The organism is Pseudomonas sp. DW-iso3 (genome assembly GCF_058725305.1).
In genome coordinates, this window is sequence record NZ_JBZXDZ010000008.1 from 168,342 (window position 1) to 192,248 (window position 23,907).

The following is a 23,907-nucleotide window of genomic DNA, read 5'->3' on the forward strand; positions in this document are numbered from 1 at the left end:
TGGGTTACAAAATCGGTGAAATCAGCCGCGCAACCCGCATGCCCAGTTGTTGAAGGCGGCGGGTTTCGCGGCTTTCCGCCTGGCTGACTTCATGGGCCAGGGAGAAGTCGTCCAGCAGCATGTGTTCGACTTCCTTGGCAAAGGCCTCGTCGACCGTCAGCAACATCACTTCGAAATTCAGCCTGAACGAACGGTTGTCCATGTTCGCACTGCCGATGGCGCTGATTTCGTTGTCAACCAACACCACCTTCTGATGCAGGAAGCCTGGGGTATAGCGGAACACCCGCACGCCAGCGCGCACGGCTTCGATCGCGTAAAGGCTGGACGCGGCGTAGACGATGCGGTGATCAGGCCGTGAGGGCAGCAGAAGGCGCACATCGACACCCCGCAGCACTGCCAGGCGCAGGGCGGAAAACACCGCTTCGTCGGGGATGAAGTAGGGGCTGGTGATCCATACGCGCTCAGTCGCTGCATGGATGGCTTCGACGAAAAACAGTGAGCAGGTTTCATAGGGGTCGGCTGGACCGCTGGCGAGCAATTGGCAGAGCACGCCGTCTTCGGGGTAGGCGTCCGGCAATATCAGTGGCGGCAGTTCTCGCGCAGCCCAGAACCAGTCTTCGGCAAACGATTCCTGCAAGCACGCCACCACCGGGCCGATCACCTGCACATGGGTATCGCGCCACGGTGCCAGCGGTGGTTGCTTGCCCAGGTATTCATCGCCGACGTTATGCCCGCCGACAAACCCGGTGATGCCATCCACCACCACGATCTTGCGGTGGTTGCGGAAGTTGACCTGAAAGCGATTGAGCCAGCCGCTGCGGGTGGCGAAGGCTTTCACGTTGACTCCGGCGTCGCGCAGGGATTGCACATAACGATGGGGCAGGGCGTGGCTGCCGATACGGTCATACAGCACGTAAATGGCGACACCCTCTGCGGCCTTTTCCTTCAATAGGACGTGCAACTGTCGGCCAAGGTCGTCGTCATGAATGATGAAAAACTGGAACAACACCGCCGTCCTGGCGTTGCGAATCGCCTCGAAGATCGCGCCGAAGGTGGCGTCGCCATTGATCAGCAAACGCACTTCGTTGTTGGCCAGGCACGGCATGCGGCCCAGCTTGGGCATGGCGCGCAGCGAGGCATAGGCGCTGGAGTTACGGGCGGCCAGGGCTTCTTCGACCCATGGGCGCCAGTTCAGCTCGGCAATGGCGGTGTGCATTTCCTGGTTGGCCTGGCGACGGGCCTGGATGTAGGCGTCGAACGTGCTCCGGCCGAAGATCAGGTACGGGATCAGCGTGAGGTAGGGCATGAACATCAGCGACAATGCCCAGGCGATCGAGCCTTGGGCGGTCCTGACGGTCAGCACCGCGTGAATCGCGGCGAGGGTCCCGAGAAAATGCAGCGTGGCGATGAAGTAGGCGAGCAGGTGCGGGCCAAAAAAATCCATGGACGACGTTACTCCAGGCAATCCAAGTGCCTAACAGACCATGTCTGGTCAGGAATGTCGCTATTTTATTTGCCGTGCAACCCTGGCACCTTTGCGGCGTCTAACGCCCAACATTACCCAGGAGTTACCCGATGAATGCTCGTCTGCTGTCTTTGGCCATGATGATTGGTTTGTCGCTGCCGGTGGCGGCGCAGGCGCAGATGCTGGCGCCGGGCTTGTGGGAACTGACCACCAGCAATATGAAAGTCGATAACCAGGACCTGCCGGACCTGTCGCTGATCCTCGGTCAGCTTAAGCAACAGATGACCCCGGAACAGCGCGCCATGCTGGAAAAACAAGGCATCACCATGGCCGGTAAAGGCGTGCAGGTGTGCCTGACCCCAGCTCAAGTCGCCTCCGATTCGATCCCGCTGACCGACCCACAATCGGGCTGCAAACAGGAAGTGACCGACAAGACCGGCAATCAGTGGAAATTCCGCTTCAGTTGCCCGAAAGCCCAGGGCACTGGCGTCGCTACCTTCCAAAGCCAGAAAGAATTCAGCACCACCGTCAACGGCACCTTCAATGCCACTGGCATTCAGCAGAAGGGCAGCCTGGACAGCCATGCCCAGTGGCTGGGCAACGATTGCGGAACGGTCAAGCCTCGCGCCTGACTTCCCCCTCTGTAGGCGCGAGCTTGCGCCTACAGGTGTGCGTGGGGTCAGCGCTCAAAGTGCAGAGGCAGACCCTGGCAACTGTCGACGACCTGACCGTTGTGCCAGGCCAAGTGGCCGGAAACCAGGGTGGTGCTGACGCTGTGGCGAAAGCTGCGTTCGGCGAAGGGCGTCCAACCGCAGCGGGCCAGGATCGGCTGGCTGCTGACGGGTTTGCCTTCGGGCTCCGGTTTGATCAACACCAGGTCGGCCCAATAACCCTCACGTAGGTAGCCGCGATCCGGGATGGCGAACAAGTCGGCCACACGGTGACTGGTTTTCGCCACCAGGGTGGTCAGCGGCAGCAGCTCGTCGGCCACCAACTCCAACAACGCCGGCAGCGCGTGCTGCACCAGGGGTAATCCCGACGGCGCCTCGCGATAACGCAACTGTTTTTGTGCCCACGTATGCGGCGCATGATCACTGCCAATCACGTCCAGACGATCACTCAACAAGGCTTGGCGCAAGGCGTCGCGGTCGGCGCGGGTCTTGATCGCCGGGTTGCATTTGATCTGATGGCCGAGGCGGTGGTAATCGCGATCATCGAACATCAAGTGGTGCAGGCAGACTTCGGCGGTGATGCGTTTTTTGCTCAAGGGTTTGTCTTCGAACAGCGCCAGCTCGCGTGCGCTGGTCAGGTGCAGCACATGCAGGCGGGTGCCGTGGCGCTTGGCCAATTCCACCGCAAAGGATGAAGAGCGGAAGCATGCCTCGGCATCGCGGATCAGCGGGTGCGCGACGGCGGGGATATGCTCGCCGAAACGCTCACGCAGCCGCGCTTCATTGGCCTGGATGCTTGGTGTGTGTTCGCAATGGGCCAGCAGAATCGTGGGAACCTCGGCAAACAGGCGTTCCAGGATCCGCGGATCGTCGACCAACATATTGCCGGTCGAAGCGCCCATGAACACTTTGACCCCGGCCACCTCGCGCGGGTCGAGGGCGGCGACGGTGTCGAGGTTGTCGTTGCTTACGCCGAAGTGAAAACCATAGTTGGCTACCGAGTGCAGGGCGGCGCGGCGTTTCTTGTCGGTCAGGGCATCCAGGTCAAGGGTGGCGGGATGGGTGTTGGGCATGTCCATGAAGCTGGTGATACCACCGGCTACCGCTGCCCTGGATTCGCTGTAGAAACTGCCTTTTTCCGGCGCGCCAGGTTCGCGAAAGTGCACTTGGTCATCGATCATTCCGGGTAGCAGCCATTGGCCTTGAGCGTCGATTTCCACGGGCTCGTTGTAGCCTTGCAGGCTGCTGGCAATTTTCTCGATACGGCCATTGGCGACCAGCACATCGGCGTCGAATTCCTGGCCTTCGTTCACCAGGCGGGCGTTGCGGATCAGCAGGCGGCTCATGGTTCAGAACTCGTTTTGCAGGGCTTTGTACCCGCGCACCAGATCAACGTTGGTGCGTGCCACGTCTTCGGAAAATTCCGAGGCGCTGACGCTCACGGGGGGGAACTGCGAGAGGTCGGTGTGGGGCCCGATGCGGGTCGTGGAGGGCACATAGAACGCGGCGGGCAAGTCGCGGCCGTCGACCACCGAGTTGTGGCGCACCACGCAGCCGTCGCCCACGGCGCAGTTGAACAACACGCTGTTGAAACCGATAAACACACGGTCGCCGACGGTGCAGGGGCCGTGGACGATGGAACGGTGCGCAATGGACGTGAACTCGCCGATCGTCACCGCCGCGCCGGACTTGGAGTGGATGACCACGCCGTCCTGGATATTGGAGTTGGCGCCGATGACGATCGGGTCCATACCACCGCTGGCGTCGACTTCGTCGGCACGGATCACAGCGTAGGGCCCGACGAAAACGTTTTCGCCAATGATGACTTTTCCGCAGATGATGGCGGTCTTGTCGACGTAGGCCGATTCGGCAATCACGGGCAGATCGCCGGACGGATTTTTGCGGATCATGCGAGGGGCTCCGTAATGATGTGAACGTAGTCGCCGTCGATGGCGTTGTAGAAGCAGGTGGGCCGTCTGGTGTGGCACGCCGGGCCTTGCTGGTCGACGATCAGCAGGACCGCGTCGCCGTCGCAATCCAGGCGTGCTTCCACCAACTGTTGCCAGTGCCCGGAGCTTTCGCCCTTGCGCCACAACTGCTGGCGTGAGCGCGACCAGTAGCAGACTTGCCCGGTGTCCAAGGTTTCCTTGAGGGCCTGGCGGTTCATCCAGGCCAGCATCAATACCTCGCCGCTGCCGTGTTGCTGGGCGATGGCGGCGATCAGGCCATCGCTGTTCCACGGCAAGGCATCGAGCACGGGTTCGAGTGGAAAGCGGCTACCGACGGCAGCCCCTTCCAGGTCGAGCATGCTCAAAGTCATGGTTTGCTCAGGGCCGTGCACAGAGTGTTGAGGTTGTATTCGAACAGACCGGTAAAGGTGCTGGCCGGGCCTTCTGCGGCGAGGGCATCGGAGTACAGCGTGCCGCCGATCTGCGCGCCGCTTTCGTCAGCGATCTGCTTGAGCAAGCGCGAATCCTTGATGTTTTCCATGAACACGGCTTTGACTTTGTCTTTACGGATCTGGGTGATCAGCGCAGCCACTTCGGCAGCGGACGGCTCGCGCTCGGTGGACAGGCCCTGGGGCGCCAGGAACTCGATGCCGTAGGCTTGGCCCAGGTAACCGAAGGCGTCGTGGGAGGTGACGATGCGCCGGTTGCCGGCGGGCAGTGCGCCGAACTTGGTCTTCGCTTCGGCCAGCAGGCGATAGATTTCTTTCAGGTAGGTTTGGCTGTTCTGTTTGTAGTCGGCTTTGTTGGCCGGGTCAGCAGCGATCAGCGCCTTGGTGATGTTGTTCACGTAGATTTCGGCGTTGGCCAGGTTGTGCCAGGCGTGCGGGTCAGGGATGGTCTCGCCGTCCTCTTCCATGGTGTGGGAGATCACGCCCTTGCTGGCGGTTACCACCGTGGCTTTGGTTTCGGTGCTGGTCACCAGGCGGTCCAGCCAGGGTTCGAAGCCCAAGCCATTCTTGATGATCACCTTGGCCTTGAGCAACGCCTTGGCATCGTCGGGGGTGGGTTCGTAGGTATGGGCGTCGGCGTCAGGGCCGACCATGTTGCTGATCTGGATGTGATCGCCACCGATCTGGTGGGTGATGTCATCAAGGATACTGAAGCTGGTAACCACCTGAAGCTTGTCTGCGGCCTGGGCCGTCGACAACGACAGGACGAGACTGAACAGCACGAGTAGGGCGCGCATCGGGAAACACCTCATTGGGATGACAGCAAGGGTGGGCGGCGCAGCAAACCGTGCACCGGACCGAAGACCACGGACAGCAGGTACCCGGCGCCAGCCACCAGCACGATGGCCGGGCCGCTGGGCAACGAGTAGTAGAACGACAGCAGCAAACCCAACCACACCGACAGGCATCCCAGCACTGCCGATACCGCGATCAACACCGGCAGGCGCCGGCTCCAGAAGCGTGAAGCGATGGCCGGTAACATCATCAAGCCCACCACCATCAAGGCGCCGATGGCCTGGAAGCCAATCACCAGGTTCAGCACCACCAAGGTCAGGAACAAGCCATGGGCCAACGGGCCAAGGCGGCTGACGGTCTGCAGGAACAGCGGGTCCAGGGTGTCCAGCAGCAGGGGTTTGTAGATCACGGCCATGGCGATCAGGCTGAAGCTGGAAACCCAAAGCATGCCGGTGAGGGTGGTTCCGTCCACGGCCAGGGCGGAGCCAAACAGCAGGTGCAGCAGGTCCAGGCGTTTGCCGGCGAGGCCGAGGATCAGCACGCCGGCGGCAAGGGAGATGGGGTAGATAGCGGCGAGGCTGGCGTCTTCGCGCAGGCCGGTGCGGCGGGTGATCCAGGCGGACAAGCCGGCCATGCTTAGGCCCGCGCCGAGGCCGCCGATGGTCAGGGCGGGCAGGCTGAGGCCGGCGAACCAGAAGCCGAGGGCGGCGCCGGGCAGAATGCCGTGGGCGACGGCGTCACCGATCAGGCTCATGCGCCGCAGGATCAGGAATACCCCCAGTGGCGCGGTGCTGCAGGCGAGCACCAGTCCACCGATGAGGGCGCGGCGCATGAAGACGAAGTCGACGAAGGGCATCCACAGGTGGGCGGCGAAGTGCATCAGGCCACCTGCATCTGTGGCTGCGGACGGATCAGCTCTTTGCTTGGGCCGAATACGCAGCCGGTGCTTTTGATCTGCACCACGTGCGGGGTGTGGTGGCGTACTGCGGCGAGATCATGACAGACCACGATCAGCGTGCGACCGGCGTCGTGCCAGGCGTGGATGTGTTTCCAGCACAGCGACTGGCCATCTTCATCGAGGGCGGCGTGGGGCTCATCGAGCAGCAGAACCGGAGCCTCCGCCAAGCTCATGCGGGCGAGCAGAGCGCGCTGCAATTCACCTCCGGACAAGGCCATCAACGGACGGTTTTCCAGGCCGCTCAGGCACCACTCTTCGAGTACCGCTTCCAGGCGCTGGCTGCGTTGTTGCGGTGACCGTTGTTGCGTGCCCCAGAAACCGGCGGCGACCAGCTCTTGCAGGCTAATGGGGAACTGTCGGTCCAAGTGTTGCTGCTGGGGCAGGAACGACAGGCCGCCACGGCGTGGAACGTCCACCGTCACTTTGCCCGCCAGCGGTTTTTGCAGGCCGGCGATAACTTTGAGCAGGCTGCTCTTGCCGGTGCCGTTGGCGCCGATGATGCCGGTGAGGCTGCCTTTTTCCAGCGTGAGGTCGATGGCGGGCGTCAGCGGTTGGCCGGGTGCGCCCCAGCGTAAAGCGGTACAGGTGATCATGCAGGGTGTCTCGTCCAGCGGCTTTCAGCCACGGCATCGTGCGCGTGCAGGCTTTCGGCGTGGATCACTTTCAGGTGGAAGGCTTTGACGGCATCCGAGCGTTTCAAGGCGAGGTTCAGGCGGCGGGCGGCGTCTTCGCAGAACATCAGGTTCTGCCCATTGGCCAGTGCGAAGGCTTGTTCGTCCGCCCGTTTTACGGCGGTTTGTACGGCGGTGCCGAGGGCAGCTTCGACGTTATCGATCAGCTCGGTGATGGGCAGGCTGGGGTGTTCGCTGTCCAATGCAATCAGTAGTTGCGCGCTGCTGCGCTGGCTGTGGGGTGTCGCGACGATGCCGTTGGCGGAGCCAAGCCAGCTCAATACGTCTTCATGCTGTAAAGGCGTGTTGGCGAAGTCTTCAAGAAATTGCTGCTGAATCAACTGCCTGGCGAGGGCAGCGGAGCAAGGACAGGTTGAGGAATAAGTAACGTCAATTTTTAGTTCCACGTGGAACATCTGGTTTTCCAGACGCGCCTCGATGCTCACCGGGTAGCCTTTCCAGCCGGCCAGGGGGCTCACCAGCGCTGGGCGTTTCAGCAGCAAATCGGTGTGGATACGCAGGTAGGCGTTGTTAGATAAACCTTCATGACTGTCGAGAAAACGCTGCAGTACATTACGCAGAAGTGCAGGCGTAAGAGGCTGTTGGTCGAGCATCTCCAATGCCAGGTACAGGCGTGACATATGAATGCCACGGGCGGCGCCATCGTCCAGACTCACGCCGGCATCCGCGGTGGCAGTCAGGCGTTGTCCGTCGATGAGAATGGGCAGGGCGATGCCACACATGCCTACCCAGTCGAGTGGCAAGGCTTGGCGTGAAGCCTGCGCGGCGATATCCGGCAGAGTCAGCGCATTCATGAGCAGGTCCATCATTGGAAATAAAAAGACATGTTATAGTATAACGATTGTGTCGACGATGGTTTTTCTGCTCCAGCCTTTTTTCAGTCATGTCGAGTACGGACGCTCCTTTATTTGCGGTATTTTTCATGCACAGACGTCAGCTCCTAAACCTGCTTCTGGCCAGCCCTCTGTTCACGTTACCGTTCGCCGCCCACGCCACGCAGATCAGCAATGCACGCCTGTGGCGTTCGGACGAAAAGTTGCGGCTGGTGTTCGATCTCAGCGGACCGGTGCAATACAAGACCTTCACCCTGAGCGCGCCGGAACGCTTGATCATCGACCTCAGCGGCGCCGGGCTCAGTGGTGACTTCTCTCAGTTGGCACTGAAGAACAGCGGGATCACCTCGATTCGCTCCGGGCATTTCGGCAAAGGCGACACGCGCATCGTGCTGGACCTCGCAGCGCCGATGCAGCTCAACAGCTTTCTGTTGCCGCCCCAGGATGGCCAGGGGCATCGCCTGGTACTGGACCTGACCAGCGCCACCCAGGCGCCGCGCCAAATTGCGGCCGAGCCCAAGCCACTGGTGGACAAGGCCCACCCCAAGCGCGACATCATTGTGGTGGTTGACCCCGGCCACGGCGGCAAGGACCCGGGCGCGGTCGGCTCCAAGGGGCAGCGCGAGAAAGATGTGGTGCTGTCCATCGCTCAGTTGCTGGCTAAACGGTTGAAACGCGAGAAAGGCTTCGACGTGAAATTGGTGCGCAACGACGACTTCTTCGTACCGCTGCGCAAACGCGTGGAAATCGCCCACAAGCACAATGCCGATATGTTTATCTCGGTGCATGCGGATGCGGCGCCGCGGGTCACTGCGTCGGGCGCTTCGGTGTATGCCTTGTCGGAAGGGGGCGCGACATCAGCCACGGCGCGCTTCATGGCACAACGGGAAAACGGTGCCGATCTGCTCGGTGCCACCCGCCTGCTCAATCTGAAGGACAAGGACCCGATGCTCGCCGGGGTGATCCTGGATATGTCGATGAACGCCACTATCGCTTCCAGCCTGCAACTGGGCAACTCGATCCTGGGCAGCCTGGAAGGCATCACCAGCCTGCATCAGAGGCGTGTGGAGCAGGCGGGTTTCGCGGTGCTCAAGTCACCTGACGTGCCGTCGATCCTGGTGGAAACCGGGTTTATTTCCAACGCGCGGGACAGTGCGCGGCTGGTCACCGCGCGTCATCAACAGGCGGTTGCCGATGGCCTGTTCGAAGGTCTGAAAAAATACTTCCAGAAGAACCCACCCATGAACAGCTACATGGCGTGGGTACAGGAACAGAAGAACGGTCAGGTCTAACAGCCGGTCATACGGCTGCAGGTGAATTTGGCGCTGGCGCCACCCGAACTGGAAAACCGGTTGAGGGTGGTCCAGCCCACACGCCGTGTATAGCCGACCCACGCTTCCCCATCCGATGCCAACCCGGTAAAGAACGTCAGCTGCCCGTAGCGGCTGTTGGTCTGTGCCCAATAGCGTTTGCCGATCACCTCGTAGCCGCGCAAATACGTGGTGCTGCCGACCGTCGCCACACTGTAGGCATTGCCCAAGGGGTCGACACACGCGAGCAGGTTGGCGCTGCGCGTGCAGTGGGCCAACAGGCTAGGCGCCTGGGCGCAGGCAGGTCCTGCGGCAATCAATAACAGGGCGCACACCAAGTATCTCATCGGGTTTCTCAAGGCTGGAGAGTGTTGAAGCATTGCGCCCTTCGTCGTGGCGAGCAAGAGGGGATTGGCTTATTTGCATTGTTATACTATAACATTGAAAAACAGCCTGACCCGTGAACCGCTCCCATGACCGAACAAGACCTCCTGGCCCAGTCTTGCGCCGACTACATGAATGAAGCCCAGCAAGGTTTCTTCCGTGAGTTGCTGCTGAGCCAACGCACTGAATTGCAAGCACGCATCGACGCTGAGTTCCTGGTACTGCGCGAGCAGGAAACCAACAGTGATCCAGCCGATGTCGGCAGCGCCGAAGAACAGCGGCAATGGCAACTGCGCCTGCTGGAACGGGAAAAGAAGCTGCTGGACAAGATCGACGACGCCCTGGAATTGCTGGCCCGCGGCGAATACGGCTGGTGCCGCGAAACCGGCGAGCCCATCGGCCTACAGCGCTTGTTGCTGCGTCCTACCGCCACCCTGTGTATCGAAGCCAAAGAACGTGAAGAGCTGCGCGAACGCCATAGACGGGCGAGTTGACCGGCCAACCCTGATGAGGAATACCTGATGCCCAATCGTCTCCCCGTTACCGTGTTGTCCGGTTTTCTCGGTGCCGGTAAAAGCACGCTGCTCAATTACGTCCTGCGCAACCGCGAAAACCTGCGAGTGGCGGTGATCGTCAATGACATGAGCGAAATCAACATCGACGGCAGTGAAGTCCAACGCGACGTCACGCTCAACCGCGCCGAAGAAAAACTGGTGGAGATGAGCAACGGCTGCATCTGCTGCACCTTGCGGGAAGACTTGCTGGAAGAAGTCGGAAAACTCGCCAAGGAAGGTCGCTTCGATTACTTGCTGATCGAGTCCACCGGTATTTCAGAACCCTTGCCCGTGGCCGAAACCTTCACCTTTCGCGACGAAAATGAGCAAAGTCTGGCCGATATCGCGCGCCTGGATACCATGGTCACCGTGGTCGACGGCATGAATTTCCTACTCGACTATCAGGCTGCCGAGAGCCTGGCCTCGCGCGGTGAAACCCTCGGTGAAGATGACGAGCGCTCCATCACTGACCTGCTGATTGAGCAGATCGAATTCGCCGACGTGATCCTCATCAGCAAGATCGACCTGATCAGCAGCCGCGAACGCGAAGAGTTGATGGCGATCCTTGAACGCCTCAACGCCCAAGCGGAAATCATTCCGATGGTCATGGGCGAAGTGCCGCTGAACAAAATCCTCAACACCGGCCGTTTCGACTTTGAACGCGCCGCTCAGGCCCCGGGCTGGTTGCAGGAACTGCGCGGTGAGCATGTGCCGGAAACCGAGGAATACGGCATCGCTTCCACAGCCTACCGTGCGCGCCGGCCGTTCCATCCCCAGCGTTTCTTCGACTTCATCGACCGTCCGTGGGTCAACGGCAAACTGCTGCGCTCCAAAGGTTTTTTCTGGTTGGCCAGCAAGCATAAGGAGGCGGGCAGCTGGTCCCAGGCCGGCGGTTTGATGCGCCATGGTTTTGCCGGACGCTGGTGGCGCTTTGTGCCTAAAAGTCAGTGGCCTCAGGACGAAGAAAGCATCGCGGCGATCATGGGCAACTGGCAACTGAGCACAGGTGATTGCCGCCAGGAACTGGTGTTTATCGGGCAAAACCTCGACTTCACCCAACTGCGTGCCGAGCTGGACGCATGCCTGCTCACCGATGAAGAAATGGCCCTGGGCGTCGAAGGTTGGCGCCTGCTGGTCGATCCCTTTGGCCCTTGGTATGAGGAGGCCGTCGCCTGATGCTGGCCCCGGCTATTTCCCTGCGTCCCGTGATTCGCCAGACACGCGGTGACACCCCGCTGGCGCTGTCCGACATTCTGGAAGATGGCGTCAACCTGGCCGTGTGGGAGCGGCAGTTGCCGTTGCACATCGCCGAGTTCGGCGCCTTGCTGGTGGCGCTCAATGAGCCATTGGCCGATTCCCTGGTGATCGAGCTCAACAATGAAGACGCCCTGCCCAACCTGCAGGGTTTGGCGTCCAGTTGCCGTGACCTTGAGGGCTACGAAGGCTTTATCGCCGATGTGTCGTGGCTGGTCAGCGCGTTTGCCTGCCTGCTGGGTGCCAAACGTATCGGCGTGCGATTGAGGTTGCTGGACAAGGCGATGTGCCCACGTTTTCACGTCGATCATGTGCCGGTGCGGCTGATCACCACCTATGCCGGAGTCGGCAGCCAGTGGTTGCGCGAAGGCGTGATGGATCGCCGCCAGCTGAGCCAGCCGGATGCCGAGCCCACCGGGTGTATCGAGCAGATCCATTGCGGCGAAGTCGCTCTGTTGAAGGGCACCAAATGGCATGGCAATGAAGGTTATGGACTGATTCACCGTTCGCCCGCACTCAAGGCTGACGAACGTCGCTTGATCCTGACACTGGATTGGCTCGCATAACCGCGTAGGATCAAACGCTCTACACGGTCCGAACGATGCCCCTCATGCTGCAGAACATTCCCACCCACGTGATTGCCGGGCCCTTGGGCGCCGGCAAGACCAGCCTCATCAAGCATCTGCTCGCCCAGCGTCCGGCCAACGAGCGCTGGGCTGTGTTGATCAACGAGTTCGGGCAGATCGGCCTGGACGCCGCCTTGCTCACCCAGGATGACGACGGCATTGCCCTGGGCGAAGTTGCCGGAGGCTGCCTGTGTTGCGTGAATGGTGCGCCTTTTCAGGTAGGACTGGGTCGTCTGTTGCGTAAGGCCAAGCCCGACCGGCTGCTGATCGAACCGTCAGGTCTGGGCCATCCGGCGCAGTTGCTCAAGCAGCTGCGACAGGCGCCATGGCAGGACGTGTTGTCAGTCCAGCCCTGTGTGGTGGTGTTGGATGCCCAGGCGCTGGCAGCGGGTAAACCGTTGCCACCCTCACAGCAGGCGGCGCTGGCGAGTGCTGGGTTGCTGGTATTGAACAAGGATGAAGGGTTGGACGCGGGACAGCGCCGTGCGATCGAACGGCAGTTGCCCGAATGCCCGCTCTACTGGACCCGCCAAGCGCAATTACCCTTGGACCAGTTACCAGGCCTGAACGCGCAGGCCTCAGCCGCTGTGGATAAGGTTGAAGTGCCCGAAGGCCTTGCCCAAATGCCGGCTATCTGGGGCGATCCCACGCAACCGATCTGCCTGAGCCAGGCCCAGGAAGGCGGTTGGAGTGTCGGCTGGCGCTGGCACCCAAGCCAGCAATTCGACACCCGCCGTCTTCACCAGTGGCTGACAAGCCTTGAATGGCGCCGCGCCAAATTGGTTATCCACAGCGCCGAAGGCTGGGTTTCGACCAACGCGGTGGATAACAGCGAGCTCACTTGGCAGGCCAGCGAGTGGCGCCGCGATTCACGTATCGAGTTGATTTTCAGCGAGCCACAGGACGTGGCCGCCTTGCAGGTCGCGTTAAACGCCTGCCGTCACTGACGGTTCTTGGTGCCGTGGTCCTGACGCCACTGGCTTAGCTCGATCACTTCGGCGCTGGGCAACGGCGTCTTGATCTCGAACGGGTAGGGCGCCAGTTCGATCTGCGCACTGTGGGCGCCAAATTGGGTGATGGTTCCCGGATGGCGGGTTTCGCCGGTCACGGTGAATTCAAAGTTGTAGATGCGCGCCAGGCGCCGCCGCCCGTTGGCATCCCTCACAAGCCCTATGCGCTTGAGCGCTACGGCGCCGTCCAGCAGTTCGATGTCGAGCTTGGCGCAATGCTGCTTGACCCGCTCCAGCGCCCGCTCGCGCAGGCCGTGGTTGTGCCACACCCAGGCGGCACCGGTCGCCAGCAGCATCAACACGAAGATGTTTCCCAGGGTCAGCATGCGAAAGACTCCAACAAAGTGAGAGCAGCTTAACTGTGTCGCCGGTCTGTCGTACAGGCTGCGTTTAGTCGCATACTGCGCGGCCAGAATTTCAATGGCTTTACGGAAATCCCGCGCATGAAACGCACACCTCATCTGCTTGCGATCCAGTCTCATGTGGTCTTTGGCCACGCCGGAAACAGCGCCGCCGTATTCCCCATGCAGCGAGTCGGGGTGAACGTCTGGCCGTTGAACACGGTGCAGTTCTCCAACCATACCCAGTATGGCCAATGGGCGGGCGAAGTGTTGGCGCCGCAGCAGATTCCGGCGCTGGTGGAAGGTATCGCCGCGATTGGCGAACTGGGCAACTGCGACGCTGTGCTGTCCGGCTACCTGGGCAGTGCGGACCAGGGCCGGGCGATTCTCAGCGGTGTGGCGCGTATCAAGGCCATCAACCCCAAGGCGCTGTACCTCTGCGATCCGGTGATGGGCCACCCGGAAAAAGGCTGCATCGTGCCCCAGGAAGTCAGCGATTTCCTACTGGACGAAGCCGCAGCCATGGCCGACTTCCTGTGCCCTAACCAGCTGGAGCTGGACAGCTTTGCCGGGCGCAAGCCGCAGTCGCTATTCGATTGCCTGGCCATGGCCAAGGCGTTGCTGGCGCGCGGGCCAAAGGCCGTGTTGGTTAAGCACTTGGATTACCCCGGCAAGCTGCCGGACGGTTTCGAGATGCTGCTGGTGACCGCCGAAGGCAGTTGGCACCTGCGCCGGCCGCTGCTGGCGTTTCCGCGTCAGCCAGTGGGCGTGGGCGACCTGACCTCGGGGTTGTTCCTGGCGCGGGTACTGTTGGGCGACAGCCTGCTGGCCGCCTTTGAATTCACCGCCGCTGCGGTGCACGAAGTGCTGCTGGAAACCCAAGCCTGTGCCAGTTGGGAACTGGAACTGGTACGTGCCCAGGATCGCATCGCCCATCCGCGTGTGCGCTTTGAAGCCACGCCGATCGGTCTATAAATACACAGAACCCAGTGTGGGAGCGGGCTTGCTCGCGAATGCGGTGGATCAGTCAAAGATGCATTTACTGACACACCGCATTCGCGAGCAAGCCCGCTCCCACATTTGAATCGTGTTCGCCGCTGTCAGCCTTTGATTTCCTGGTAGCGCTTTTCCAGCTCCTGACGGATCTGACGGCGCTGCTGGGCCTGGACGAACCGGCGCTTGTCTTCGCTGTTGTGCGGTTGCAGCGGCGGCACGGGGGCTGGTTTACGCTGGTCGTCTACGGCCACCATGGTGAAGAAGCAGCTGTTGGTATGGCGCACCGAGCGTTCGCGGATGTTCTCGGTCACCACCTTGATGCCCACCTCCATCGAGGTGTTACCGGTGTAGTTGACCGACGCGAGGAACGTCACCAGCTCGCCGACATGAATCGGCTCGCGGAAAATCACCTGGTCCACCGACAGCGTCACGACATAGCGCCCGGCATAGCGGCTTGCGCAGGCATAGGCCACTTCGTCGAGGTACTTGAGCAGGGTGCCGCCGTGGACATTACCTGAGAAGTTGGCCATATCAGGGGTCATCAATACCGTCATCGACAGCTGGGCGTTTCCGGGTTCCATAGCACACTCACGGGTTGTAGGCATTGGTTTGGGGGGGCACCTCTGCGGGTGCTGGAATCTTTGCAGCGCCATCCATAACGGGACGCCAGTGGGCGGCTTGCCGTCACGCATGCACCGATCTGTTTCCATATATTGCACCGGCTTTCTGCCGGAAGTCGCGGTGTTAACCTTCAAAAGCCCGTCTCAGGGCATTTCTTACGATCAAGGCAAACTTTTCCTTCCGCACTTTGCGACAGTTCAACGGCGTGAACGGAAGTGGGAAAAGTGTCTGTACCCTCAAGGAGCCCCTCGCCATGCACGCCATCAGCTTTATCCAGGACTTGGCCGTGATCATGTTGGTGGCAGGGGTTGTCACCATCCTGTTTCACCGCCTCAAGCAGCCGGTGGTGCTGGGCTACATCGTCGCCGGGTTCATCATCGGCCCCCACACCCCTCCGTTCGGCCTGATCCACGACGAAGACACTATCAAGACCCTGGCCGAGCTGGGTGTGATCTTCCTGATGTTCTGCCTGGGCCTGGAGTTCAGCCTGCGCAAACTGTTCAAGGTCGGTGCCACGGCGTTTATCGCGGCCTTCCTGGAAATCATCCTGATGATCTGGATCGGCTACGAGATCGGCCGCTGGTTTGACTGGAGCACGATGGACTCGCTGTTCCTCGGCGCGATCCTGGCGATCTCCTCGACCACCATCATCGTCAAGGCGCTCAATGACCTGAAGATGAAGAACCAGCGCTTCGCCCAGCTGATCTTTGGCGTGTTGATCGTGGAAGACATCCTCGGCATCGGCATCATCGCCTTGCTGTCGAGCATTGCCGTCAGCGGCACGGTCAGCTCCGGCGAGGTGTTCTCAACGGTCGGCAAGCTCTCGCTGTTCATGATTGTCGCGCTGGTTATCGGCATTTTGCTGGTGCCGCGTTTGCTGGCCTACGTGGCCAAGTTCGAAAGCAACGAGATGCTGCTGATCACCGTGCTGGGCCTGTGTTTCGGCTTCTGCCTGCTGGTGGTAAAGCTGGAATACAGCATGGTGCTGGGCGCGTTCCTGATCGGCGCGATCATGGCCGAATCCCGCCAGTTGATTAAGATCGAACGTCTGATCGAACCGGTTCGCGACATGTTCAGCGCCATCTTCTTTGTGGCAATTGGCTTGATGATCGACCCACAGATCCTGCTGCAATATGCCTGGCCGATTGCAGTGATTACCGTGGCGGTGGTGCTGGGCAAGATGTTGTCCTGCGGCCTGGGTGCGTTTATCGCCGGCAATGATGGCCGTACCTCACTGCGCGTGGGCATGGGGCTGTCACAAATTGGTGAGTTTTCCTTCATCATCGCGGCGTTGGGGATGACGTTGCAGGTGACCAGTGATTTCCTCTATCCCGTAGCGGTGGCGGTTTCGGCGATTACCACACTGCTCACGCCGTACCTGATCCGTGGCGCCGACCCGCTGTCATTGAAGATCGCGTCGGTAATGCCCAAGCGTTTGAGCCGGGTGTTCGGCATGTATGGCGAATGGCTGCGCAGCATTCAGCCTCAGGGCGAGGGCGCGATGCTGGCGTCGATGATCCGCAAAATCATCCTGCAAGTAGGGGTGAACCTGGCGCTGGTGGTGGCGATCTTCTTTGCCGGCAGCTTTTTTGCTGTGCGAATCGGAGGGTATCTGGAAGGCTGGATCAGTGATCCCAGCTGGCAGAAGGCGCTGATCTGGGGTGGGGCGTTGTTGCTGTCGCTGCCCTTCCTGATTGCGGCGTACCGTAAGCTCAAGGCGCTGTCGATGCTGCTGGCGGAGATGAGTGTGAAGCCGGAAATGGCCGGGCGGCATACCCAGCGCGTGCGGAGGGTGATCGCGGAGCTGATCCCGATCCTCTCGCTGCTGGTGATCTTCCTGCTATTGGCAGCCTTGTCGGCCAGTATTCTGCCGACCAACAAGTTGCTGGTGCTGATCGCCGTGGTCACGGCGGCAGTGGCGGCCGTGCTCTGGCGGTGGTTCATCCGCGTGCATACGCGGATGCAGGTCGCCTTGTTGGAGACGCTGGATAATCACAAGGATACGCCGGAGCACTAAGCGCCTGGGGGTGGGGTCAGCTTTCCAGCCAGACGTCCCGCGCCCAGTGCCACACCGATTCCCAGGTTTCCTCGGTGACGATTTCTTCTTCGCCGGACCACAGCACTACAGTGCCGTCTTCTTCGACGCAGTAGTAGTCGTCGCCGTCCTGGCAGATCGGGATCAGGCTACGATCAACACCGGCGTCCCAGGCGTTGGCGGCAACGTCTGGCAGGTAGGTGTGGGATTGCGGGTCGGTGACGGTCACCGGCTCCAGGCTGCCGTACACCACGTCGCTGACGGTCAGCAGAAACTCTCGGAAGACAAACGGGATGTCGATGAACAGTTGTTCCTCGATTTCCACCAGCAGGTCTTCGTCAGGCAGCTCCAAAGGAACCGGGACCGGTTCGTTGGCTTCACGCAATTGTTCGATGATTTCTTCCACGGCCGGGATCCTCTTGCTAGATGGCGCGGTTTATAGGGGCGTTTTATACAGTAGCTCGCTATAAGTGCAACCGTGAAATAGAAAACCCCGGACAGGTCCGGGGTTTTTTGTATCTGCGTGCTAAGCGTGCAGGGATCAGCCGTTCTGGCGAATACCGGCCACCAGCCAAGGCTGGTTGTCGCCCTGGGCACGTTCCATGTTCCAGCTTTCGCTGAACACTTCGCCCTGATCGAAACGCGAGGTCTTCGACACACCGCTGAAGGTCAGGGTGGCGATGGTCTTGTCGGCGCGATCATCCACACCTTCCAGCTGGACGCGCAGGTCGTCGATGTAGGTCGACTGGAAGCCGTCGCCCAGGTCGGCGCGTTCGCGCTTGAGGAACTCCAGCAGCTGTGGGGTCACGAACTCGGAGATCTTGTCCATTTCGTTGGCGTCCCAGTGTTGCTGCAGGGACTGGAAGTGGCTACGGGCCGCTTCGACGAAACGCTCTTCGTTGAACCAGGCCGGCGCGTTGATCACCGGACGGGCTGCAGCAGGGGCTGCAGAACCACCGAAGATCGAGCCCATGGCTGGTTTTTGCTCGAACACTTCACGCTGCATCGGCGCGCCGGCTGGAGCCAGGTGCTCCTGCTGCTTGCGGCGACGGGCGGCGATAAAGCGGAAGATCACAAAGGCGATGACCGCCAGGATCAGGATGTCGAAGATCTGCATGCCCTGGAAGCCGCCGCCCATGAACATGGACGCGAGCAGGCCACCGGCGGCGATACCGGCCAGAGGGCCCAACCAGCGCGAAGCACCGCCGGCCTTGGCCGCGGCGCCTGCAGCACCGGCTGCGCCTGCGGTCGCGGCTGCACCGCCCGTGGCGCCGGCGGATGGAGCCATTTGGCTGGTCTGGTGAGTCGGTGCCGCACCGGAACTTTTGCCGCCACCGAAGCGTTTGGCGTTGGCGTCGAGGCTCATCGTCAGGCCGATGCACAACGCCATGGCGATGCTAAGAAAACGTTTCATAAAGGGAATTCCCATTTGTGGATTGCACGCGCGCCATGTTGCACAGGTGTAGTGACACTGGCTAGCGACATAATGTTTCGGGCTTTTGCGTAGGACCGATTCAGAATGGTCTGTAGGACTTATTACAGATATTGGCCCGCGCTCGTTAAATACAAGGGCGGGCCAATAACCTTCATGTAGGCAAATGTTTCAGCTCTGACAGCGGGGAAGACCTCAGAGGGCTTCGAGTTTCGCGTAACCCATCATCAGCCACTTGCTGCCTTCGGCGAAGTTCACCTGCACCCGTGCCTGGGCACCCGCGCCTTCGAAGTTGAGGATCACGCCTTCACCGAACACTGAATGCCTGACCTGCTGGCCAAGGCTGAACTGGGTTTCCGGGATTTCGGAGCCGGCAAACAGGCTGCTGGAGTTCTGCTGCTGGCCTCCGCCGAATGGGCGGCTGACGCTGTTGGACAGGCGCACTTCCTGGATTAGACCCTTCGGCACTTCACGTACGAAGCGTGACACCTTGTTGTAGGTCTCGCTGCCATACAGGCGTCGGGTCTCGGCGTAGGTCATCACCAGGTTCTGCATGGCGCGGGTGATGCCCACGTATGCCAGGCGGCGTTCTTCCTCAAGGCGGCCGGGTTCTTCCAGGCTCATCTTGTGCGGGAACAGGCCTTCTTCCATGCCCACCAGGAACACATACGGAAATTCCAGGCCCTTGGCGCTGTGCAAGGTCATCAGCTGGATGCTGTCTTCATGCTCATCGGCCTGGGTATCACCGGCTTCCAGCGACGCGTGGCCGAGGAACGCAGCCAGCGGCGTCAGCTCTTCGTCTTCCTCGGTGTTTTCGAAGGCACGGGCGGCGCTCACCAGTTCCTCAAGGTTTTCTACCCGGGCCTGGCCTTTCTCGCCTTTTTCCGCTTCGTGATAGGCGATCAGCCCGGACTGTTCGATTACCGTCTGGGTCATCAAATGCAGGGGCATTTGCGCGCACTTGGCCGCCAGGTTCTCGATCAGCTCGACAAACACCCCCAACGCACCGGCTGCGCGGCCAGTCAGGCCTTTATTGACGATGAGCAAGCGCATGGCTTCCCACATCGACACATCGGCATGGCGTGCGTGATCGCGGATGGCTTCGACGGTTTTTTCGCCGATGCCGCGCGCCGGGATATTGATCACCCGCTCCAGCGCCGCATCGTTGCCGCGACCTTCCAGCAAGCGCAGGTAGGCCATGGCGTTCTTGATTTCGGCGCGCTCAAAGAAGCGCTGGCCGCCATAGATGCGGTACGGGATGCGCTCGCGCAGCAAGGCTTCTTCCAAGACCCGCGATTGGGCGTTGGAACGGTAAAGGATCGCGATGTCGCTGCGCGCCAGGCCGGTCTTCAGCGCGCTTTCGATGGTTTCCACCACGTAGCGCGCTTCATCGTGCTCGTTGAACGCGGCGTACAGGTTGATGGCCTCGCCTTCGCCGCCGTCGGTCCACAGCTCTTTGCCCAGGCGCCCGGTGTTGTTGGCGATCAAGGCGTTGGCGGCCTTGAGGATGCCGGCGGTGGAGCGGTAGTTCTGCTCCAGGCGGATGGTCACCGCGTCTGGGAAGTCTTCGGAATACTGGTAGATGTTCTCGATTTTCGCGCCACGCCAGCCGTAGATCGACTGGTCGTCGTCGCCCACCACCATCAGGCTGTCGCCACCCTTGGCCAGCAGGCGCAACCAGGCGTACTGCACGGCGTTGGTGTCCTGGAACTCGTCCACCAGAATGTGACGGAAGCGCTTCTGGTAATGGGCCAGCAGGCCTGGGTTGTCACGCCACAGGTCGAGGGCGCGCAACAGCAGCTCGGAGAAATCGATAACCCCGGCGCGTACGCAGGCGGCCTCGTAGGCTTCATAAATGCTGCGCATGGTGGCCAGGAACAAATCACCGCTGGCCTGGATATGTTGTGGGCGCAGGCCTTCGTCTTTCTGGCCGTTGATGAACCATTGCGCCTGACGCGCCGGCCAACGCTGCTCGTCGAGGCCCAGCTCGCGGATGACCCGCTTGACCAGGCGTTGCTGGTCATCGCTGTCGAGGATCTGGAAGGTCTGGGCCAGGCCCGCCTCCTGCCAGTGTGCCCGCAACAGGCGGTGTGCCAGGCCGTGGAAGGTGCCCACCCACATACCGGCCGGGCTGATGCCCATCAACTGCTCGATGCGATGACGCATCTCGGCAGCGGCCTTGTTGGTGAAGGTCACCGACAGGATGGAATGCGGGGACGCGTTTTCGACCTGGATCAACCAGGCGATACGGTGCACCAGCACTCGGGTTTTACCGGAGCCAGCACCGGCCAGGACCAACTGACGGCCAACAGGGGCCGCTACGGCCTGGCGTTGGGCATCGTTGAGGGAGTTCAGCAAAAGGGAGAGATCATCGCGCATCGGCGCATTCTATGGCCCCCGGGGAAGTGGGGCAAATACCAATGCCGGGTGGTCGACGGAAAACCGCCCGGGTGATGACCGGTCGGTCAATGGCCGCAGCCCGCGGGGCGTCTCGCTCGAGCCCTCTGGCACCGAAGTTTGCGCCGCACGACCGTGCAGATTTTATGACGTAGAGCAGTTTGGCCCAGGCGCTTGCTTGTGTATGCTCCGTCGACGTTTCGGGCTCACCATTATAAGAACACTGCCTATGACCTTCAGCACTGATCTGCTCGGCCCCTCAGCGGCGCCCGCGCAGGTTCTTCGCAAACACTACGCCACGGAGATGGCGGTCGAGCGCACGCGCCTGCTGTATCAGGGTTCGCTGTTGCCGACCCTGTTGATGCTGGTGAATGGCCTGGTCTGCGCCTGGCTGTTGTGGAACCCCAAGCAATACCTGCTGGACAGTATCTGGCTGGTCTGGCTGCTGGCCCTGGTGGCGATGCGTGTGATCCAAGTGGCGGCGTTCGACTCGGCCATGCCCAGCCGCCAGGCTCAGCCGGTGTGGCGGCGTATGTTCATGCTGGGTTCGGCCGTCAGCGGTCTGACCTTGGCCACGGCCGCGATCGCGCTGGTGCCGGTCGATAGCTTCATGCAACAGGCCTGGGTGTTCGGCCTGATCGGCGCGGCGACGCTGTCCGCCAGTGTGGCCTATGCCGTGAGCCTGCCGGCGTTCTTGTCGTTCGCCTTGCCGTGTCTGGTGCCGGCGATCCTGTACCTGTTCTGGACCGGCGACCCGCAGCAACGCGGTTGGGGTGTGCTGGGCCTGATCCTGCTGGCATCCTTGAGCCTGGTGGCGTGGCAGGTCAATCGCCTGATCCAGCGCGGGCTGCTGCGGCGGTTTCAGAATCAGGCACTGATCGAACATCTGCAACAGGCACAACAGCGCAGCGAGCAACTCAATCAGGAGCTGGTGCGCGAAGTTGAACAACGTCGTCAGGTCGAGCACGAACTGCGCGAAGCCCAGGTCGGCCTGCAGGACCGCGTGGCGCAACGCAGTCAGGAGCTGGACGCCACCCATCTGGCCCTGAATAAAAGCGAAGCGCGCCTGGCCATGGCGCTGCAAGCCAGTGAGTTGGGCCTGTGGGACTGGAACCTGCAAACCGACGAAGTCCATCACACCCAACTCAAGGAGTTGTTCGGCCTGGAGCCGGAATACGTCACGGCCATGCTCAGCCACCTCAAGCCGCGCTTGCACCCTGATGACCTGCCGCTGCTCAAGCGTGCCTTGGTGGAACACCTCAAGGGCCGCAGCGAGGACTACCAGGTGGAATACCGCGTGCGCCACGGCGATGGGCACTGGGTGTGGATCGAAGACCGTGGCCGCGCCGTGGAGCGTGCGCCCAGTGGGCGGGTGACGCGCATGCTGGGTACGCGCCGCGATATCACTGCGGGCAAGGCCCTGGAAGAACAGCAGCGTTTGGCGTCGACAGTATTCGAGGCCGCCAGCGAAGGCATCGTTATCCTTGACCCGGACTACAAGCTGATCGCCGTGAACCAGGCGTTCAGCCGTGTCACGGGTTTTGAAACCGACGACATGATCGGTCGCAATGTGGTCGAACTGCCCAGCAGCCGCGATGCCCGCCGCCACTTCCCAGTGATCCGCCAGGCGTTGCTCAGCCACGGTACCTGGCAGGGTGAACTGGTGGAGACACGCAAGAACGGCGAGCTGTATCCGCAGTGGCTGCAATTGAATGTGGTGCGCGATGTCCGAGGAAAAGTCAGCCACATTGTGGGCTTCTTCGCCGATCTCTCGGCGCGGCGCGAGTCCGAAGAGCGCATGCGCTACCTGACCCATTACGACGAATTGACCGGCCTGGCCAACCGCTCGCTGTTCCGCGAACGGCTGCGCGAGGCTCACCAGCGCGTACGCCAGGGCGGGCGCAACCTGGCGTTGCTACACATCAACCTCGACCGCTTCAAATTGCTCAATGACAGCCTGGGCCATGAAGTTGCCGACCAACTGCTGCAGAAAATGGCGCGCCGCCTGATCAACGCTTTACCTGAGGCTGACACCATCGCGCGTCTGTCCGGGGACGAATTCGCTGTGCTGTTCGACGCCTACGGCAACCTGTCCAGTCTTGCGCGAGTGGCCACGCGGTTACTGGCCAAACTGCGGGTGCCCGTGACGGTGGAGGGGCATGAGCTGGTAGTGAGTGCCTCGATGGGTGTCAGCCTGTTGCCGGACAATGCGCGGGAAATTTCCGCATTGGTCAGCCAATCCAACATGGCCATGCAACATGCCAAACACCTGGGCGGTAATAACTTCCAGTTCTACACCGACAGCCTGCAAGCCAGCACCCTGGAGCGCTTACAGCTGGAAAACCACTTGCGCAAAGCCATTGAGGAGGGCCAGCTCACGGTGTTCTATCAGCCGAAACTCTGCCTGGCCACCGGCAAGCTGAATGCTGCCGAGGCGTTGATCCGCTGGGAGCATCCGCAGTGGGGCATGGTGCCGCCGGGGGACTTTATCGGCCTGGCCGAAGAGACGGGTCTGATCGTGCCATTGGGCGAGTTCGTGCTGCGCGAAGCCTGCTGGCAGGCTTGTGAATGGCAGCGCCAGGGGCTGGCGCCGATCCGGGTGTCGGTGAACCTGTCGGTGCATCAACTGCGCCAAGGCAAGCTGGTCAGCCTGGTGCGCCAGGTGCTCGAAGAAACCGGCCTGGACCCGCAATACCTGGAGCTGGAACTGACCGAAAGCCAATTGCTCGACAGCGTCGAACACATCATCGCCACCTTCCAGCAACTGCGGGACCTGGGCGTGAAACTGGCGATCGACGATTTCGGCACGGGTTATTCGTCCCTGAGCTATCTCAAACGCATTCCCGTGGACTATGTGAAGATCGACCAGACCTTCATCCGTGGGCTGGGCCAGGGGCGTGAAGACGCGGCCATCACCCGCGCCATCATCGCCATGGCCCACGGGCTGGCGCTCAAAGTGGTGGCCGAAGGCGTGGAAGATCAACAGCAGCTGGATTTCCTGCGCGGTGAACGTTGTGACGAGGTGCAGGGCTATTTGATCAGTCGGCCGATGGAGGCCAAAGGGCTGGCAGATTTGTTACGGAAAAATGCGGATTTTCCCTAGTGATGCCTGGGGCCGCCCCGTGGCTACAACTT

Annotated in this window: 23 protein-coding genes; 9 read left to right on the forward strand and 14 right to left on the reverse strand. The window is 61.2% G+C overall.

Annotated features, from left to right (window positions below):
- Positions 1-4: 4 nt before the first annotated feature.
- Positions 5-1,444 carry a cardiolipin synthase gene (gene cls, locus AC4PS7_RS23305; RefSeq protein ID WP_044288081.1) on the reverse strand — a complete coding sequence of 480 codons (1,440 nt, stop codon included), beginning with the start codon at positions 1,442-1,444 and terminating at the stop codon, positions 5-7.
- Between the two features lie 131 nt (positions 1,445-1,575).
- Here cls and AC4PS7_RS23310 point away from each other — a divergent pair, with 131 nt between their 5' ends.
- Positions 1,576-2,097, forward strand: coding sequence for a DUF3617 domain-containing protein (locus AC4PS7_RS23310; RefSeq protein WP_010207650.1), 522 nt, complete (start codon positions 1,576-1,578; stop codon positions 2,095-2,097).
- Between the two features lie 47 nt (positions 2,098-2,144).
- Here the strand turns inward: AC4PS7_RS23310 and AC4PS7_RS23315 are convergent, their stop codons facing one another.
- From AC4PS7_RS23315 to folE2, 7 genes are read right to left on the reverse strand one after another with little or no spacing between them, the layout of a single operon-like run.
- Positions 2,145-3,482 carry a dihydroorotase gene (locus tag AC4PS7_RS23315; protein ID WP_069672974.1) on the reverse strand — a complete coding sequence of 446 codons (1,338 nt, stop codon included), beginning with the start codon at positions 3,480-3,482 and terminating at the stop codon, positions 2,145-2,147.
- A gap of 3 nt (positions 3,483-3,485) precedes the next feature.
- Entirely contained in the window at positions 3,486-4,046 is a 561-nt protein-coding gene (locus AC4PS7_RS23320; RefSeq protein WP_010207647.1) for a gamma carbonic anhydrase family protein, read from the reverse strand.
- The gene (gene hisI / locus AC4PS7_RS23325) at positions 4,043-4,456 is read right to left on the reverse strand and encodes a phosphoribosyl-AMP cyclohydrolase (RefSeq protein WP_154973705.1); all 414 of its coding nucleotides are present in this window, start codon (positions 4,454-4,456) and stop codon (positions 4,043-4,045) included. The genes AC4PS7_RS23320 and hisI overlap by 4 nt, the downstream gene beginning before the upstream one ends.
- On the reverse strand, positions 4,453-5,331 hold the full coding sequence (locus AC4PS7_RS23330) for a metal ABC transporter substrate-binding protein (RefSeq protein ID WP_305436756.1): 879 nt from the start codon (positions 5,329-5,331) through the stop codon (positions 4,453-4,455). The genes hisI and AC4PS7_RS23330 overlap by 4 nt, the downstream gene beginning before the upstream one ends.
- Positions 5,332-5,342: 11 nt before the next feature.
- Positions 5,343-6,209 carry a metal ABC transporter permease gene (locus AC4PS7_RS23335; RefSeq protein ID WP_010207641.1) on the reverse strand — a complete coding sequence of 289 codons (867 nt, stop codon included), beginning with the start codon at positions 6,207-6,209 and terminating at the stop codon, positions 5,343-5,345.
- Complete coding sequence (locus AC4PS7_RS23340; protein ID WP_187516906.1) at positions 6,209-6,880, reverse strand: metal ABC transporter ATP-binding protein; 672 nt, start codon at positions 6,878-6,880, stop codon at positions 6,209-6,211. Before AC4PS7_RS23340 ends, AC4PS7_RS23335 begins: the two co-directional genes overlap by 1 nt.
- Positions 6,877-7,773 (reverse strand): GTP cyclohydrolase FolE2, encoded by an 897-nt coding sequence (gene folE2, locus AC4PS7_RS23345; RefSeq protein ID WP_042571091.1) that lies wholly within the window; start codon positions 7,771-7,773, stop codon positions 6,877-6,879. The genes AC4PS7_RS23340 and folE2 overlap by 4 nt, the downstream gene beginning before the upstream one ends.
- A 128-nt stretch (positions 7,774-7,901) precedes the next feature.
- On the opposite strand from folE2, the gene AC4PS7_RS23350 reads away from it, so the two are divergent.
- Positions 7,902-9,104 (forward strand): N-acetylmuramoyl-L-alanine amidase, encoded by a 1,203-nt coding sequence (locus AC4PS7_RS23350; protein WP_010207638.1) that lies wholly within the window; start codon positions 7,902-7,904, stop codon positions 9,102-9,104.
- Here AC4PS7_RS23350 and AC4PS7_RS23355 read toward each other — a convergent pair.
- Entirely contained in the window at positions 9,101-9,469 is a 369-nt protein-coding gene (locus AC4PS7_RS23355; protein WP_010207637.1) for a hypothetical protein, read from the reverse strand. The two genes, AC4PS7_RS23350 and AC4PS7_RS23355, sit on opposite strands and share 4 nt — an antisense overlap.
- 126 nt (positions 9,470-9,595) lie before the next feature.
- On the opposite strand from AC4PS7_RS23355, the gene dksA reads away from it, so the two are divergent.
- From dksA to AC4PS7_RS23375, 4 genes are read left to right on the forward strand one after another with little or no spacing between them, the layout of a single operon-like run.
- Positions 9,596-10,000, forward strand: coding sequence for an RNA polymerase-binding protein DksA (gene dksA / locus AC4PS7_RS23360; protein ID WP_010207636.1), 405 nt, complete (start codon positions 9,596-9,598; stop codon positions 9,998-10,000).
- 27 nt (positions 10,001-10,027) lie between these two features.
- Entirely contained in the window at positions 10,028-11,236 is a 1,209-nt protein-coding gene (gene zigA / locus AC4PS7_RS23365) for a zinc metallochaperone GTPase ZigA (protein ID WP_010207635.1), read from the forward strand.
- On the forward strand, positions 11,236-11,880 hold the full coding sequence (locus AC4PS7_RS23370) for a DUF1826 domain-containing protein (RefSeq protein WP_021491458.1): 645 nt from the start codon (positions 11,236-11,238) through the stop codon (positions 11,878-11,880). Before zigA ends, AC4PS7_RS23370 begins: the two co-directional genes overlap by 1 nt.
- Positions 11,881-11,924: 44 nt before the next feature.
- On the forward strand, positions 11,925-12,887 hold the full coding sequence (locus AC4PS7_RS23375; protein ID WP_010207630.1) for a CobW family GTP-binding protein: 963 nt from the start codon (positions 11,925-11,927) through the stop codon (positions 12,885-12,887).
- On the opposite strand, the gene AC4PS7_RS23380 is transcribed toward AC4PS7_RS23375, so the two are convergent.
- The gene (locus AC4PS7_RS23380) at positions 12,881-13,276 is read right to left on the reverse strand and encodes a DUF3301 domain-containing protein (RefSeq protein WP_010207629.1); all 396 of its coding nucleotides are present in this window, start codon (positions 13,274-13,276) and stop codon (positions 12,881-12,883) included. The two genes, AC4PS7_RS23375 and AC4PS7_RS23380, sit on opposite strands and share 7 nt — an antisense overlap.
- Before the next feature lie 117 nt (positions 13,277-13,393).
- On the opposite strand from AC4PS7_RS23380, the gene pdxY reads away from it, so the two are divergent.
- On the forward strand, positions 13,394-14,266 hold the full coding sequence (gene pdxY / locus AC4PS7_RS23385) for a pyridoxal kinase PdxY (RefSeq protein WP_010207628.1): 873 nt from the start codon (positions 13,394-13,396) through the stop codon (positions 14,264-14,266).
- A 125-nt stretch (positions 14,267-14,391) separates the two neighbouring features.
- On the opposite strand, the gene AC4PS7_RS23390 is transcribed toward pdxY, so the two are convergent.
- Entirely contained in the window at positions 14,392-14,868 is a 477-nt protein-coding gene (locus AC4PS7_RS23390) for an acyl-CoA thioesterase (RefSeq protein WP_010207626.1), read from the reverse strand.
- Positions 14,869-15,161: 293 nt separating this feature from the next.
- On the opposite strand from AC4PS7_RS23390, the gene AC4PS7_RS23395 reads away from it, so the two are divergent.
- A complete protein-coding gene (locus AC4PS7_RS23395; RefSeq protein WP_010207625.1) occupies positions 15,162-16,925 on the forward strand; it encodes a cation:proton antiporter in 1,764 nt (587 codons plus the stop codon).
- 16 nt (positions 16,926-16,941) lie between these two features.
- On the opposite strand, the gene AC4PS7_RS23400 is transcribed toward AC4PS7_RS23395, so the two are convergent.
- The 3 genes from AC4PS7_RS23400 to uvrD form a co-directional block, all read right to left on the reverse strand.
- Entirely contained in the window at positions 16,942-17,349 is a 408-nt protein-coding gene (locus AC4PS7_RS23400; RefSeq protein ID WP_010207624.1) for an SMI1/KNR4 family protein, read from the reverse strand.
- Between the two features lie 135 nt (positions 17,350-17,484).
- Positions 17,485-18,357 (reverse strand): Tim44 domain-containing protein, encoded by an 873-nt coding sequence (locus AC4PS7_RS23405; protein WP_010207623.1) that lies wholly within the window; start codon positions 18,355-18,357, stop codon positions 17,485-17,487.
- 213 nt (positions 18,358-18,570) lie between these two features.
- The gene (gene uvrD / locus AC4PS7_RS23410) at positions 18,571-20,754 is read right to left on the reverse strand and encodes a DNA helicase II (protein WP_010207622.1); all 2,184 of its coding nucleotides are present in this window, start codon (positions 20,752-20,754) and stop codon (positions 18,571-18,573) included.
- A gap of 247 nt (positions 20,755-21,001) precedes the next feature.
- Between uvrD and AC4PS7_RS23415 the strand changes: the two genes are divergently transcribed.
- Positions 21,002-23,875 (forward strand): EAL domain-containing protein, encoded by a 2,874-nt coding sequence (locus tag AC4PS7_RS23415; RefSeq protein WP_010207621.1) that lies wholly within the window; start codon positions 21,002-21,004, stop codon positions 23,873-23,875.
- Positions 23,876-23,907 lie beyond the last annotated feature (32 nt).